14 protein-coding genes are annotated in these 14,694 nt (G+C 51.2%); 4 read left to right on the forward strand and 10 right to left on the reverse strand.

The features are described from left to right. Positions 1–29 precede the first annotated feature (29 nt). Both ABJU74_RS03335 and ABJU74_RS03340 read left to right on the forward strand, forming a co-directional pair. Positions 30–1,064, forward strand: coding sequence for a hypothetical protein (locus ABJU74_RS03335; protein ID WP_348382699.1), 1,035 nt, complete (start codon positions 30–32; stop codon positions 1,062–1,064). Next, entirely contained in the window at positions 1,064–2,464 is a 1,401-nt protein-coding gene (locus ABJU74_RS03340) for a HAMP domain-containing sensor histidine kinase (protein WP_348382700.1), read from the forward strand. The genes ABJU74_RS03335 and ABJU74_RS03340 overlap by 1 nt, the downstream gene beginning before the upstream one ends. A 57-nt stretch (positions 2,465–2,521) precedes the next feature. Here the strand turns inward: ABJU74_RS03340 and ABJU74_RS03345 are convergent, their stop codons facing one another. Beyond that, positions 2,522–3,808: a citrate synthase gene (locus ABJU74_RS03345; RefSeq protein ID WP_348382701.1), complete on the reverse strand. Its 1,287-nt coding sequence runs from the start codon at positions 3,806–3,808 to the stop codon at positions 2,522–2,524. A 33-nt stretch (positions 3,809–3,841) separates the two neighbouring features. Further along, positions 3,842–5,260, reverse strand: coding sequence for a glutamate--tRNA ligase (gltX, locus tag ABJU74_RS03350; protein WP_348382702.1), 1,419 nt, complete (start codon positions 5,258–5,260; stop codon positions 3,842–3,844). Between the two features lie 31 nt (positions 5,261–5,291). Between gltX and ABJU74_RS03355 the strand changes: the two genes are divergently transcribed. Further along, positions 5,292–7,520, forward strand: a complete 2,229-nt coding sequence (locus tag ABJU74_RS03355) for a ComEC/Rec2 family competence protein (RefSeq protein WP_348382703.1) — start codon at positions 5,292–5,294, stop codon at positions 7,518–7,520. A 22-nt stretch (positions 7,521–7,542) separates the two neighbouring features. Here the strand turns inward: ABJU74_RS03355 and lexA are convergent, their stop codons facing one another. The 7 genes from lexA to ABJU74_RS03390 all read right to left on the reverse strand — a co-directional run bounded on the left by lexA (position 7,543) and on the right by ABJU74_RS03390 (position 12,862). Then, entirely contained in the window at positions 7,543–8,235 is a 693-nt protein-coding gene (gene lexA, locus ABJU74_RS03360) for a transcriptional repressor LexA (protein WP_348382704.1), read from the reverse strand. A gap of 67 nt (positions 8,236–8,302) precedes the next feature. Beyond that, entirely contained in the window at positions 8,303–9,487 is a 1,185-nt protein-coding gene (gene glp, locus ABJU74_RS03365; RefSeq protein WP_348382705.1) for a gephyrin-like molybdotransferase Glp, read from the reverse strand. Further along, the gene (gene moaC, locus ABJU74_RS03370) at positions 9,484–9,954 is read right to left on the reverse strand and encodes a cyclic pyranopterin monophosphate synthase MoaC (protein WP_348382706.1); all 471 of its coding nucleotides are present in this window, start codon (positions 9,952–9,954) and stop codon (positions 9,484–9,486) included. Before moaC ends, glp begins: the two co-directional genes overlap by 4 nt. Continuing rightward, entirely contained in the window at positions 9,951–10,751 is an 801-nt protein-coding gene (gene trpC / locus ABJU74_RS03375) for an indole-3-glycerol phosphate synthase TrpC (RefSeq protein ID WP_348382707.1), read from the reverse strand. The genes moaC and trpC overlap by 4 nt, the downstream gene beginning before the upstream one ends. Positions 10,752–10,761: 10 nt before the next feature. Beyond that, the gene (trpD, locus tag ABJU74_RS03380; RefSeq protein WP_348382708.1) at positions 10,762–11,751 is read right to left on the reverse strand and encodes an anthranilate phosphoribosyltransferase; all 990 of its coding nucleotides are present in this window, start codon (positions 11,749–11,751) and stop codon (positions 10,762–10,764) included. Then, the gene (locus ABJU74_RS03385; protein WP_348382709.1) at positions 11,748–12,281 is read right to left on the reverse strand and encodes a YcxB family protein; all 534 of its coding nucleotides are present in this window, start codon (positions 12,279–12,281) and stop codon (positions 11,748–11,750) included. Before ABJU74_RS03385 ends, trpD begins: the two co-directional genes overlap by 4 nt. After that, a complete protein-coding gene (locus tag ABJU74_RS03390) occupies positions 12,278–12,862 on the reverse strand; it encodes an aminodeoxychorismate/anthranilate synthase component II (protein WP_348382710.1) in 585 nt (194 codons plus the stop codon). Before ABJU74_RS03390 ends, ABJU74_RS03385 begins: the two co-directional genes overlap by 4 nt. Positions 12,863–12,976: 114 nt before the next feature. Here ABJU74_RS03390 and ABJU74_RS03395 point away from each other — a divergent pair, with 114 nt between their 5' ends. Continuing rightward, entirely contained in the window at positions 12,977–13,279 is a 303-nt protein-coding gene (locus ABJU74_RS03395; RefSeq protein ID WP_348382711.1) for a polyhydroxyalkanoic acid system family protein, read from the forward strand. 66 nt (positions 13,280–13,345) lie between these two features. Here the strand turns inward: ABJU74_RS03395 and ABJU74_RS03400 are convergent, their stop codons facing one another. After that, the gene (locus ABJU74_RS03400) at positions 13,346–14,680 is read right to left on the reverse strand and encodes a carotenoid oxygenase family protein (RefSeq protein ID WP_348382712.1); all 1,335 of its coding nucleotides are present in this window, start codon (positions 14,678–14,680) and stop codon (positions 13,346–13,348) included. Positions 14,681–14,694: the final 14 nt, after the last annotated feature.

The raw sequence follows: 14,694 nt of genomic DNA on the forward strand, positions 1-14,694 counted from the left end.
CTAAGGTCATGGTGAAGCGAGATTTTTTGATGGATCAAAATCCAGGTGTGAGCCTTGTGCAGCAAGCGGCTGCATTAAGTGGTTCCAGTGCGCATATTTCTTATGATCTCGCTGCGGTATTATTCCCGAAATCCGATATATTTTTTTCAGATCGGATGTTGTCCAATGGCCGGCAATATTTGCAATCCATCGTGCAGGAAATTGAAACTGAATTGTGCCGCATAGCAGTTGAGGATTTTGGACTGTCTCACGACATGATTGTGGAAATCGGCAATAGCGATCGCGGACATAGTTTCTCGATGTTGCAAAATTCCGGTCTGTTGCAAGGCAAAGCTGTGCTGGAGCATATTTTCTCCAATGTGCAGCGGGTTGAGCTTAAGGGGCGTTTGTCGCAAAAAGCATCTCAGGCTGATCTTGAATCGGTGTTGACCCGCTATCTCGATCATGACGATAGTCAGATTGCCGATGCCGCCATGGCATTGCTCGTAGCCCAAAGCCGAGACAATGCAGGAGCCGCAGCTATCCGCGCGAGCATCACCAATCTTCCGGCGGAAATTTTATACGCTTTGACTTGGCCTATTACGGCTGCGGTCGAAAAATTGTCCGGTTATGAAGGGGGTACGCTCAAGACAGCAGCTGAAAAATTGCTGGGTCGGCATGACGAAGGTGCTACGATCCAAAGCCGGGCGCAACGGTTGGCGCAATTGGTTGATGCCAATCCTGGCGATGAAAACCAAATGCATCCGTTGCATGATGGATTGGATTTGTTCCTTGCGCGCATGGCGCAGCGCACCGGTTTGACCGCAGACCAATTGACGATATTCTCGGCCGAACCCAATATGGTCCGCCTCATTGTCGCGATGCGGGCAATCGATTTGCCGATGGACCGCGCATTGAGTATTTTCGGATTGCTGGAAACCGGCGGCCAATTGCTGACGCCCGCATCGTATAATGAGATAGATTATGATCATGCCGTTGATCTTATCTCGGACCTTTCCAGCAACAGTTTGTTTCAAGATGCCCAACAACGGCTCAACAGAAGCGCTGCAGGATTGACCGACTAATGTCGATAACTGGCAACCTTGCCGAACCGGTTCGCGGGCAAGTGGATCGCGAAGGGCGATTGGTCTCTGCAGATCCACCCTTGTTGCGATTGCACCTGCATTGCGGCGGCTATGAGGGTGGACCTTTAGCGATCCCTCAATTGTCTAGCCTGTGCCGATTGAGTCGTCAGCTGGATATGAACTTGTCCCGTCCCGTCCAAGCGGCGGACGATCATAATTTGATCAATATGTGGGTGGAAATCCGTCTGCAAAAAAATGATGATCAAGACTATATCACCATCAGCATTGTGGATTGGAAGGAAGCCCCCGCACCGGCAGATAGTAATGCGATGCCCGATCGCCAACGTGACTTTGATCGGCTGAATGGCCGAGGATCGATCCGAACTGATGCATCATTGAGAGTTATGGCTCTGTCCTTGCCGGGTGATCTCAATGCAGCTGAACAATATGCCGGGCAATCCTTGTTGGAAATATTCGACTTTGTTGCACCTTCAAAACAATCCATTCTTGTTGAAAATATTTCAGAGCGTCAGCCGGTTCGCGGTCAGCATGTTCGGCAGCGACATGGCAAAAAATCCTATTATACAATGTCGGGACAGCCTTTGATCGACAATGATGGACTTTTTTCTGGCTATCGCTTTTCTCTGGAACGGGATGAGGAAAAGGAAGTCGCGCATAATCCAGATCCCAAGGCTTTGCCGATTGAAAAGGGCGAATTGATCAGCGACTCCTTATTTGGTTCGCAATTGGGTCCAGCCTTGCGTCAGCCGCTGGGTAAAATCATTGCGAATGCGGAAACAATCGGCAATCGATTGGAAGGACCGCTGCGAGGCGATTATTCCGACTATGCCAAAGATATTGCTTCCGCTGGCCGTCATCTCATGGATCTGGTCAACGATCTTTCCGACTTGGAAGCCATTCAACGGACCAGCTTCTCGGTCGCGGCTGATGATATTGATCTGGTCGACTTGGCGCATCGCGCCGCCGGTCTGCTAGCAGTCAAAGCCGCGGATCATCAGATGAGAATTGATTTGCCGGACAAGGATTTAAAAGTCCCCACCAAAGGCGAGTTTCGCAGGGTTTTACAGATATTGGTCAATCTCATTGGTAATGCTATTCGCTATTCACCCGATGGCTCTGTGATCAAATTGCAAGTCAAAGCTGGTGCGGATTTTTCTGTGATTTCGGTTCGCGACCAAGGCGACGGTATTGCGGAGGACGACCAGCAACGGATTTTTGAAAAATTTGAAAGATTGGGTCGTTCCGGTGATGGCGGCAGTGGATTAGGTCTGTTCATATCCCGGCGTTTGGCCAATGCGATGGACGGCAATCTGGTTGTCGAAAGCGCCATAGGCAAGGGGGCAACCTTCAAGCTAAGCTTGCCGTCCCGCACCGAATAGACAAAAAAAGAGGAGCAAACCGCTCCCCTTTTCTGCAATCCTAAATTTGTCGCAAATTTACCGCTTGCCTATTTCAACATAGTCTCGTTGCGAGGGGCCAGTATAAAGTTGCCGCGGACGACCGATAACCTGACCGGGGTCAGAAATCATTTCGTTCCATTGGGCAACCCAACCGACGGTTCTTGCCAAGGCGAAGAGCGCGGTAAACATGGATGTCGGGAAACCAATGGCTGATAGAATGATGCCAGAATAGAAATCGACATTGGGGAATAGCTTCTTCTCGATGAAATATGGATCGTTCAGCGCCATTTCTTCCAATTGCAAAGCCACTTCGAAGACTGGATCAGACACTTTCAGCGCATCAAAAACTTCGCGTACGGTTTTTTCCATTACTGTCGCCCGCGGATCATGGTTTTTGTAAACCCGGTGGCCAAAGCCCATGAGACGGAAGGGGTCATTTTTGTCTTTTGCGCGTTCAATATATTCTGGAATACGATCAGGATGACCGATTTCATGCAACATGTTCAAAGCCGCTTCATTGGCGCCGCCATGGGCAGGGCCCCATAAGCAGGCTATGCCGGCGGCGATGCAGGCAAAGGGATTGGCACCAGATGAACCGGCAAGCCGTACGGTTGACGTCGATGCATTTTGTTCGTGGTCAGCGTGGAGGATGAAAATCCGATCCATTGCCTTTTCGATAACCGGATTCACCTCATAGGGCTCGGCAGGAACGCCAAAGGTCATGCGCAGGAAGTTGCCCGTATAAGACAAGCTGTTATCTGGGTGCATGAACGGCTGACCAACGGCATATTTATAGGCCATGGCTGCAATTGTAGGCATTTTGGCGATGAGCCGGTGGCTCGCGATCATCCGTTGTTCGGGATCGCTAATATCCGTGCTGTCATGATAAAATGCTGAGAGCGCTCCAACCACGCCGCACATAATTGCCATAGGGTGGGCATCGCGCCGGAAGCCGTTGTAGAATGTGGCAAATTGATCGTGCAACATCGTGTGGCGCGTGATCGTGTTGGTAAAGTCGGCATATTCATCTGCGGATGGCAACTCGCCGCGCAGTAGCAAATGGGCAACTTCCATGAACGTGCTTTTTTCAGCGAGCTGACCAATGGGATAACCGCGGTGCAACAACACGCCTTCACCGCCGTCAATGAAGGTGAGTTCTGATTCACAGCTTGCTGTTGATTTAAAGCCCGGGTCATAAGTGAAGGCACCAGTCTGTCCGTAAAGTTTGCGAATATCTACGACATCCGGTCCTTCGGTGCCTTGCATGACGGGAAATTCGTAATTTTCGCCGCCGAGGCCGAATGATGCGCTATTGTTGCCCACAATATTGTCCTTTCTGCTCCTGAGAAATTCAGGTTATTTTGTCTGATCTAAAAGACGGTCCAATGACTCTTCCTTGCCCAAGAGAATCAGCACGTCAAAAATTCCTGGTGAACTGGTACTTCCCGTTAGGGCGGCTCGCATAGGTTGTGCAAGCTTTCCTAACCCCAATTCGGCGGCGTCTGCTATCGCCTTGACCGCCTCCTCGGTAGCCTCGATCGTCCAATTGTCGAGAACTGCCAAATTTGCGTGAATCGATTCAAGCATCTGCCGTGCGGGATCATCTAGCAGAGATTGTGCCTTCTCGTCGAGGTCAAGTGGGCGTTTTTTATAGAGAAAAAGGCTATTATTGGCCAATTCGAGCAAGTTTTTTGCGCGACTTTTTAAAACCGGCATGGCGCGGCCCAATAATTCACTGTCTTCTAGGGTTAATTTCCTGCCCAAACCTTGTTCAATCGACGGCGTTGTCAATCCAACAAGCTGCGAATCTTGCGCTTCGCGAATATATTGCCCATTGAGATTCTGCAGTTTTTTCGTATCAAATCGGGAAGGAGATTTTCCTACACCGTCCAGCCCAAACCAGGATATGGCTTGCGCCCGCGAGATAAATTCATCATCACCATGACCCCAGCCCAGACGCAGCAGATAATTGAACATCGCGTCTGACATGATCCCCATATCGCGATAGGCTTCGACCCCCAAAGCGCCATGTCTTTTCGATAATTTAGCGCCGTCATTGCCATGGATAAGCGGGATATGCGCATATACTGGTTCTTTCCAACCCATGGCTTGGATCATGGCCAATTGCCGGAACGCATTGTTGAGATGATCATCACCGCGGATCAAGTGTGTGACGCCCATATCATGATCATCGACAACGACAGCGAGCATATAGGTTGGACTGCCATCAGAACGCAGCAGAATAAAATCATCTATCTCACTATTTTGAACCGATACGTCGCCTTGAACCGCATCGGTAATGGTCATTTTGCCGCTCGTCTGCGTTTTCAGCCGAATGACATAAGGAGCGCCATCCGGAGCTTCGGACGGATCGCGGTCTCTCCAACGCCCGTCATAACGCATGGGTTTTTTTTCAGCCTTTTGCTGTTCGCGCATCGCCGCAAGCTCTTCTGGTGTGGCAAAGCATTTATAGGCATTTCCGGCCGCGAGCAGTTCATGGGCTACGGCGGCATGGCGTTCCGCGCGTGCCGATTGAAAGACAGGAGTGTCATCCCAATTGAGGCCCAGCCAGTCGAGGCCTTCCAAAATTGCATCAATGGCTTCCTGGGTTGATCGCGCCTTGTCGGTATCCTCAATCCGCAACAAGGCTTTGCCGCCATGGTGGCGAGCGAATAGCCAGTTAAACATTGCAGTCCGTGCGCCGCCAATGTGCAAAAATCCCGTTGGAGATGGCGCGAACCGTGTGACAACGGGATCGGTTTCATTAAAAGTCACGCTTTGTAATTCCCCATGTTAAGCCAAAAAAATGCAAAGTGGCGCGGATCCAAACAGCCGAAATGCGCAATCCGAAAATATCGGGAAATTCGCCGATTCCGGATCAGGTCGCAAGGCCCTTAGCATGCTGTTTCGCGCACGACAATTGCTTGAATATCTTGCCAATTCAGAAATAATTCTACGCCTAGAAAATCAGTTGGAGCGCGAGAGCGATCGCTTGGCATTATGGGTTCCGGTCGCGTTTGGTTCGGGAATCGCCGCGTGGTTTTTGTTTGCGGAACCAGCCTTCTGGATTGGTTTTATCGCCGTTTGTGGGGCTGTGGCCTTAAGTGTCAAACTATACCCCAACAGGCGCAGGTCCTGCCAACTGGTGTTTTGCGTCATGCTGCTGTCAGCATTGGGCTGCGCGAATATGTGGCAACGCGCGTTGACGGTGGCCCAGCCGGTTCTCGACAGACCGGTGGTCACATCCTTCTATGCCAAAGTCGATGGTATGGAAGAATTGCGGTCGCGTCAGATAGTGCGCTTGACGCTCGTGACGGGCAGCAAACAAAATTTGCCGCCGCGCGTGCGTGTCAACGTCCCGATCAGCAAAATACCTACTGCATTGCAATCAGGCATGATCATAAGCGTGCGAGCCCGATTAATGCCGCCTGCTATGCCGAGCCTGCCCGGGGTCTATAATTTTTCGCAGCGGGCCTGGTTCATGGGTTTAGGAGCAACGGGTCAAGCAATCGGACCAATTGCCATTGTCGAAACTCCTCCAGCACCATTAATATTGCTCCCGCCGATGGACGATATTCGGCAAAAATTATCGCGCCATGTTCAATCAAAGATGGCAAATGGGGCAGGGGCGATTGGCGCAACGCTCGCGTCGGGTGATCGCGGCGCGATTAATGATGCGGATGCCGAAGCGATGCGGCGTAGCGGTCTGGCCCATTTGCTATCGATTAGCGGACTACACGTCACAGCGATTGTGGGGGCTAGCTATTTGTTTGTCTTGCGCCTGTTGGCATTATTCCCGCCATTGGCACTTCGTTTCCGTTTGCCACTGTTTGCCGCCGGTTGCGCGGCCTTCGCGGCTGTGGGCTATACGCTGATGACTGGCGCACAAGTGCCGACCATCCGTGCCTGCATTGCGGCTTTGTTGATTTTGTTGGCGCTGGCAATGGGACGCAGCGCGATTACCTTGCGAATGGTCGCGGCGGGCGCCCTCATGGTATTGATCATTTGGCCCGAAGCGCTTTTTGGCCCTAGCTTTCAACTCAGTTTTGCTGCTGTTACCGCAATTATCGCCATGCATGAGCATCCCAGAATAATGTCGCTATTGGCGCGGAGGGATGAGCGATTTTTAAAGCGCGTGGGCCGCCTGATTTTCGGCCTGTTTCTCACTGGGCTTATCGTCGAACTGGCCCTAATGCCTATTGCGCTATTTCACTTTCACAAAGCCGGAATCTATGGGGCTTTGGCCAATATAATTGCAATTCCACTAACGACATTTGTAATCATGCCATTGGAAGCGTTGGCGCTGATATTGGATCTTTTTGATCTGGGCGCTCCAATTTGGTGGTTATGCGAACAGGCCCTACAAAGCTTGTTGCACTTGGCCCATTTTGTATCGAGCAGCCCAGGTTCGGTAACTCTAATGCCAACAGTTGCAATGGGTGTTTTTGCTATGATTATCGCCGGCGGACTGTGGTTTTCGCTTTGGAGCCAAAGCTGGCGCCTTTGGGGGCTGATTCCGATATGTCTGGGGGTAGCGATGATCCTGCTTGCACGGGCACCGGATATTTATATCACTGGTGATGGCCGTCATGTTGCGATCCGCAATGGTCAGGATCAACTCATCATGCTGCGTCAGCGCAGCGGTGAATTTGTCCGTGATATGATACAGGAAAACGCAGGTATCGCAGGCGATATGCGAAGCTTTGACCATTGGTCTCAGGCAAACTGCAATGGCGATAGCTGTACGGTCACGATGACCGTGGAGGAAAGAAGTTGGACCATCGTCGCCATACGCAGCTCTTACTATATTCCCGCTATTGCTTTGTCGGCTGCCTGCGAGCGGGCTGATATTGTCATAAGTGAGCGTCGCTTACCGGCCAGCTGTCAGCCGCGCTGGCTGAAAGCGGACCGGCCATTTTTAGGCCGCTTTGGTGGGATAACCATCGATTTATCTAAGCAAAAAGTCAGGACTGTTTTGGGTCGTTCCGGAAACCACAAATGGATGCGCTTCAAGACGCCGGAAAAGTCTCGATGATCCCGACAAAATGGCTTTTATATCAATTATAACGCCGCAACAGACCGGCCATTTTGCCTTGAATGCGAACTTCCCCAGCGCCGAATAATTGCGGTTCATAGGCGGGATTTGCGGGATCCAGGCGGACTTGACCATTATCTTTGAAAAGATATTTCAAGGTTGCTTCTTCGTCATGAACCAAGGCCACAACAATTTCACCATTGCGCGCTGTTTCGGTTCGCTGAATCAGCGCATAATCGCCATCCAAAATACCAGCATCAATCATGGAATCGCCGGATACTTCCAAGGCATAATGCTCTCCCGATCCCAAAAGCGCGGCGGGGACACTGAGAGCTGATTGCCCTTCAAGCGCTTCAATCGGAACACCAGCCGCAATTTTGCCGTGAAGGGGGATTTCAATAACATCATTTGCAGCCACCGGTATTTCCCGCATGGCAGGAGCAGGCTCTGGGTCAGGTGCAATATTAACAATATTGGGGGCTGTTGGCTTAGCGGTGCCGCCTTCCGGCAGTTTTGTGACTTCCAAAGCCCGCGCTCTGTTTGGGAGCCGCCGCAAAAAACCACGCTCTTCCAATGCACTGATCAACCGATGAACACCAGATTTTGATTTCAGGCCCAATGCATCTTTCATCTCTTCGAAAGAAGGCGAAACGCCGGAATCTTCCAATCGATTATGGATGAAGCAAAGCAGTTCATGTTGTTTCGGTGTGAGCATATTTCATGTCCTTATCGGGAACGAATAAGGAACAATTATGAAACAAACCATGTCAAGTCAAGCATTTTCAAATGCTCAAATAAGAAACAGTTGATCCGGTAGGCTGCGGCCCGCTCTCTGCAGGCCGGTAGAGCAATGCATTGGCGGCGGCCAATATGGAAAGCTGTGCGCTGTCCTGACTGTCAAATGCTGTAATCTGTCCGTCCTGAACCATTGCCCGCAAAAATTCAGCGCGTGTTCCAGTTGCGGGCAAAGGCGTGCTGGTCACAGCTGATTGCAAGATGGGCATATAGTGGTTCGCTCCGGCGAGATAGCGAATAAGCGGCAAAAGAAACAATGTGGCCGTGACAAAGGCTGAACCGGGATTACCAGGCAATGCGATTACCAGTGACGATCTCAATTTTCCGGCCATAAGAGGCTTGCCCGGTTTCATCGCTATTTTCCAGAAATCGGTTTGACCGCCCATTTTCTTGAAAGCAGGGGCAACTAAGTCATGATCGCCGACCGAGGCCCCGCCGATTGTCACAATGACATCGCAATCTTGTGCATTTTCAAGAGCAGCGCAGAGACTGTCAAGATTGTCTGGAATGCGGCTTATTGATCGCGATTGTGCCGGAAGAGCGGCTAGCATGGCGGCAATCATGACATCATTGCTAGCCGGAATTTGGTGGGGGAGTGAGGTCGCCCCGGGCGGAACCAATTCGTCGCCGGTTGACAGAATAGCAATTTTGGGACGGGTTCCGACGCGCAGCTCTCCATGTCCGGCAATTACGATATGCCCTAAAGCCCCCGCGTTCAAAAGCGTTCCAGCTTTCAAAACAACAGATCCCGCAGCAAAATCGCCGCCTTGATATCGAACATGCCGGCCTTTGACTGGTGAGGGATCGTCAATCAATTTTAACTCATTGTCGTTGCGATCAACATTTTCTTGCATCACGACGGTATCCGCGCCCTCCGGGAGCAAAGCGCCAGTGAAAATGCGCGCGGCTTCGCCCGCTGCAATAGCCGAACAAGGCGGGCTTCCGGCCTTGCATTCACCGATAACTTTCCATGGGCCATTGCGGTCTTCAAATCGGATTGCATAGCCATCCATGGCCGACATATTGGCCGCCGGTTGATCGCGCTGGGCGATGATATCTTCTGCGATATAACGGCCGAAAGCCTGATCAACGGAGACAGTCTCCGCAGCCATGGGCTGGGCCATAGCAATCAGCCGTTTTTGCGCTTCTTCCAAGGGCAAAAGCGGTTTCATATATTGCTCCAGTCTCCTGATTTTCCACCGGACTTAGAGAGCAAGCGGATGCCACTGATGGTCATATCTTTTTGCATCGCTTTGGACATATCATAAATGGTGAGGAGAGCGGTAGAAACGGCGGTCAACGCCTCCATTTCTACGCCTGTTTTTCCCGTCAAGCGAGCCATCGCTCGGGTTTTGATTCCGGAATCAGTCATTTCAAATTCAACCGAAACTTTGCTGAGCGCCAGCGGATGACATAGCGGAATTAGGTCACTGGTCTTCTTGGCCGCCATGATTCCCGCAATTCTTGCGGTGGCCAAGACATCACCTTTTTTCATGCTATTGGCTCTTATCGCTTCCAACAGCTCCGGTTTCATCGCAATAAAGCCTTCGGCATGGGCCTCGCGAACCGTGTCGTCTTTCGCCGATATGTCAACCATATGGGCCGCGCCATCACCGTCAATATGGGTCAATTTGCTCATATTTGCTCCTGATCGCCCGTCAGCAATAATCGGGTTGCCTGCTCAATATTTTCTTGCCGCATCAAAGATTCGCCCACCAAAAAGGTCCGCGCGCCAGATTGCGCCAGCCGTTCGCAGTCTTGATGCGTGAATATCCCGCTTTCCGAGACCATGATCCGATCATCCGGAACCAATTGTGATAACGTTTCGGTTTGCTCCAAGCTGGTCTCAAATGTTTTGAGATTGCGGTTGTTGATGCCGAGCAATGGAGACCTCAGTCGGAGCGCCCGCTCCAATTCCATTTCATCATGGACTTCGATCAAGGAATCCATACCCAATTCTATAGCAGCCGCTTCGATCTCCTGTGCCAGACTATCATCCAATGCTGCCATGATGATCAAAATCGCGTCAGCTCCCAACGCCCGGGATTCCTCGATCTGCCATGGATCAATCATAAAATCTTTGCGCAAACAGGGGAGGTTGCAGGCCGTTTGTGCGGCCACAAGATATTCATCTGCGCCCTGAAAATAGGGCATGTCGGTGAGAATGGACAGGCACGCTGCGCCGCCGGCTTCATAGGCGCGGGCATGGGTAGGGGGATCAAAATCCTCGCGGATAAGACCTTTGGAAGGGCTGGCTTTTTTGATTTCTGCAATTAGCGCAAAACCGGTATCTGCTTTATCCTTGATGGCATTGATGAAGCCGCGTGGCGGTGCCTGGTGGCGCACTTGATCATGCATGGCCGACGTTGAAATATTCGCGCGCCGCTTGCGCACATGCAATTTTTTCGCCGCACAAATTTCGGTCAATTTGTTCATGTGCGATCCTTCATTGATTGGCGATCCAGCAATTGAGAAGCGCATTGGCGAGCCCTTTATCAAGCGCTTCGCCCGCCTCTTCGATACCCGCTTCCCAATTGTCCACCTCTCCGGCAACCATTAAAGCAGCGGCACTGTTCAGCAGGACAGAATCGCGATATGCGGACGTGTCTCCTTCGAGCAAAGCCTTTAAGGCGCCTGCATTATAAACTGCATCTCCGCCGCGAATGGCCTCTGCATCATGGCGCGGCAGGCCGAAATCCTCTGGCGCGATGCGGCTGTAGGTGATTGTTGAACCTTCAACTATGGCTACTTTAGAAGGTCCAGAAATGCTGAGCTCATCCAACCCTTCTTCGCCGGAGACAATCATAATTTTTGTATAATCCAGCTGCGCGGCCGCTTCGGCATAAGTGGTCACCAGATCCAGAGATGCGACGCCGATCAATTGGCGCTTCACTTGGGCCGGATTGCACAATGGACCCAGCAAGTTGAAAATGGTTCGACTGCCTATAGCCTTGCGAATGGCGGCCAAGCCGCCCAAGGCCGGATGGTGATTAGGCGCGAAGAAAAAGGCTATGCCAATTTCGCGCAGAGTTTCTTCACCGCCGGTGGCGGCTTTTTGCAGATCAAGACCCAATGCTTCTAACGTGTCGGCAGCGCCAGATTTGCTTGAAGCGGCGCGGTTGCCGTGCTTTGCCATGGGAATATCGCAAGCCGCCACGACCAGGGCCGTTGCAGTTGAAATGTTGAGGCTATGGCTCCCATCGCCCCCAGTACCACATACATCAATTGCATTTTCCGGCGCGGCAACAACGATCATACGCGCGCGCATTTCCTCGGCGGCGGCGGCAATTTCATCGGACGTTTCGCCGCGTGCGGCCAATTGTACAAGAAATTGCCGAATGGCATCGGGCTTGGTTTTGCCATCCAAAATAGCGGCAAATATTTCACGCGCTTGGGCTTTGGACAGCGCTTCCTTGGGCTCGGGCAGATCGATCATTTTTGTTCTTCTCCAGGGACCCCTGCATCCTGCAAACGGCGGATGAGTCCGTCTCGGTGGGAGCTGTCGACAAATATACGTGCGGGCAAGAAATTGAACATATGATCGGACCGATAGAGCAAGATTACTTTATCGTCTGCTCGCCATTTTACCATATCAGCAAAATTCAAATGGGCTTCACCTTGCGCATTGGTGGAATGCAATTTTTCGTCACCCCACCAGCTGGTTGTTTCCAAACGTAAGTCTTTTTGCTGCTTGTAGATTTTCTTGGCCAAGCGAGGAACCCACCAAATCGGCAATAAAATCCGCATGACCAGCGCCACAATACCCGCCCATATCGTCATTCCCGCAATCAGACCAATTGCGGCATTGATATTTTCAAACCCGTCATAGGCGGCCATGGCAAAACCAATGAAAAAACCAAATGCGAGCAAATAGCCTAGCCGCTTCCACCCCATTTGAGTGAGATGCAGGCCGTAGGCGGCGCGCAGATCATCTTCATTTGGCGTGAAGGTGAGTTTTTCTGTCATGGCATCGACTTTGGGGAAAGTTCTGCTAATCGCATGAAATTGGCGAGCAGCGCATGACCATGTTCGGTGGCGATGCTCTCAGGATGAAATTGTACCCCGTGGATCGGCAGATGCTGGTGCCGAAAGCCCATCACCGAGCCGTCTTGTGCGGTGGCGTTGATTTTCAGAACATCGGGTATCTCTTCGACAATCAGGGAATGATAGCGCGTGGCGGTATAAGGGGAGGGTAAGGCGGCGAATAAACCGCTATTGTCATGGGTTATCGGCGATGTCTTACCATGCATCAAACCGCCGCGAACGACTTTACCGCCAAAATATTGGCCGATGCTCTGGTGTCCTAAACAAACGCCCAGCAAGGGTTTTTTGGCTGCCGCACAAGCAGCGACAAGATCGATTGAAATACCGGCTTCATTCGGGGTGCATGGACCTGGTGAGATTAAGAAGGCATCGGCACCGGTTGCCAAGGCTTCGTCCGCGCTGATCGCATCATTGCGTTCCACTTGAACATCTGCCCCCAGTTCCATGAGATAATGGACAAGGTTGAAAGTGAAGCTGTCATAATTGTCAATAACCAGGATCATGGGTTGCTGCCTAATGATAAAACGGCGCTAGGCCAAGTTTTTCTGCACCTGTTTTGGGAGATGAATTGACGGCGATCTTAGGAATGATAATGTCGGCGTGAGGGAGAATGGAATATGGGGCAACCCGTCACCGTTACAATCGCACATAAATTAGGGTTGGCAGAGGCCCGTAGCCGTATTGGCAACGGCGTACACAGTTTGGGGGAATCCGTACCCGGCGCAACGATCACTGACCATCATTGGGATGGCGATATAATGCATTGCACGTTGGAAGCTATGGGGCAGCGCATTGGTGGTGAGATGCACGTACGTGAAGACGAAGTATATGCCATATTTGATTTGCCACCTTTGCTCGCGCTTTTTGCAAATAAATTTAAGGAAAAGCTTCAAAAAGAAGCACCCAAAATGCTGGAATAGGTGGGTCTAATCGCGGCGGTTGCGGTCGCAAAGCCGCAACTTTCGTTCCAAAATGAGAAGCGTTATTTACTCGCCTGAACTGGCGATCCAACTGCCATGAAAGCCCGCTGGTACTCTCGCTGGCAAATGAATACGTGCAACCGGTTCGTTCGCCATGTTGCTGGCGTCGAAAATCACCAATTCGCTTTTATTTTCTGCTGGATCGAAGACAAAGCTCATCAAATAACCATCATCTTCATTGCTTGCGTTTGCGGCAGGCACAAAGACCGCTTCACTGCCGGTGCGTCCATCTTTCAAATAATGTGAGCTCTTGTTGCCACTATGCATGTCATATTTATGGAACGCATCAACAGTGGGTGCATCTTGTCCGAATTCAGCCGTATATCCATAGCGATGGGCTTGGCCTACCAAATGATCGGGGACGCGAGGAAAGTCGACGCCAAGATCATCAATCTGTTCTTCCCGCACACTGCCTGTTACTAGGTTCATTCGCCATCGATGCAATTTGGGTAACGGCGGTTTGGTCATTCCTTCTGCCATGTAACCCACCATTCGGCATCCCTCGAGGACGATTTCATCGCCGGCTTCGTAGGCATTCATGGTGTGATAGACATAGCATGGTTCAATATCGAACCAGATGACGTCCTTATTGTTACCCGTTCTTGGCATGATTCCCAATCTGGCGCCATAATCAGGATCAAATTTCACACCCAGACCACCGCTTTCTCGTTCGCCAAAATCCCAAACCATCGGCAAATCCATGAATATCACGTAATTTTCGGTGATATTGAAATCATGCATCATCGTTGCGCCTTTGACGGCGATTTGTTCTTGCTGGACCAATTGACCGTCCGCGGATGCGCGATAATAGGTCAAAAATGGAGGCCGAAGGCCGTAGCCAAAGAACAGAAGCTCGCCCGTAATTGGACAGATGCGCGGATGAGCGGTCATATTTCCGTTCAAATGCCCATCAAAACGATAGGGTCCCACAGTCTCCAACTCGGAAGACATTTCAATCGGCAGGCTCAGTTCCGCCAAAGCGAAGATCTTGCCAGCATGGCCAATAATATGGGTATTGGCGATGGAATTTTCGAGTTTTGATCGGGATTCCGGACTGGGCGTGTCTTCCTCAAGTAACGCTGTTTGGACATAGCGATTGCGATACCAAATGGCCTTGCCGTGTTTGAGCTCCACCCCGTGGATCATCCCACAGGCCAGGAACCAATCATGGCTTTTCCCAGAAGGAGGGTTGGCCCCATTGCGAAAATAACGACCATTGAGTTCTGGCGGAATATTACCCGTGACTTTCAAATCAAACGCCGTTTGCTCTTCAAATACCGGAGCAAAATTTCCATCCAGCCAAAAGGGTTTGGGTTGGGCTTGTTGTTCCATTCGGGTCATTACTTATCTCCATA

It is taken from the genome of Parasphingorhabdus sp. (assembly GCF_039982415.1).
Taxonomy (GTDB): domain Bacteria; phylum Pseudomonadota; class Alphaproteobacteria; order Sphingomonadales; family Sphingomonadaceae; genus Parasphingorhabdus.

Coding starts and splice junctions, on each gene's coding strand:
- ABJU74_RS03335 (WP_348382699.1), top strand. CDS start 30: ATGGATCAAAATCCAGGTGTGAGCCTTGTGCAGCAAGCGGCTGCATTA.
- ABJU74_RS03340 (WP_348382700.1), top strand. CDS start 1,064: ATGTCGATAACTGGCAACCTTGCCGAACCGGTTCGCGGGCAAGTGGAT.
- ABJU74_RS03355 (WP_348382703.1), top strand. CDS start 5,292: ATGCAAAGTGGCGCGGATCCAAACAGCCGAAATGCGCAATCCGAAAAT.
- lexA (WP_348382704.1), bottom strand. CDS start 8,235: ATGCTCACACCGAAACAACATGAACTGCTTTGCTTCATCCATAATCGA.
- glp (WP_348382705.1), bottom strand. CDS start 9,487: ATGAAACCGCTTTTGCCCTTGGAAGAAGCGCAAAAACGGCTGATTGCT.
- moaC (WP_348382706.1), bottom strand. CDS start 9,954: ATGAGCAAATTGACCCATATTGACGGTGATGGCGCGGCCCATATGGTT.
- trpC (WP_348382707.1), bottom strand. CDS start 10,751: ATGAACAAATTGACCGAAATTTGTGCGGCGAAAAAATTGCATGTGCGC.
- trpD (WP_348382708.1), bottom strand. CDS start 11,751: ATGATCGATCTGCCCGAGCCCAAGGAAGCGCTGTCCAAAGCCCAAGCG.
- ABJU74_RS03385 (WP_348382709.1), bottom strand. CDS start 12,281: ATGACAGAAAAACTCACCTTCACGCCAAATGAAGATGATCTGCGCGCC.
- ABJU74_RS03390 (WP_348382710.1), bottom strand. CDS start 12,862: ATGATCCTGGTTATTGACAATTATGACAGCTTCACTTTCAACCTTGTC.
- ABJU74_RS03395 (WP_348382711.1), top strand. CDS start 12,977: ATGGGGCAACCCGTCACCGTTACAATCGCACATAAATTAGGGTTGGCA.
- ABJU74_RS03400 (WP_348382712.1), bottom strand. CDS start 14,680: ATGACCCGAATGGAACAACAAGCCCAACCCAAACCCTTTTGGCTGGAT.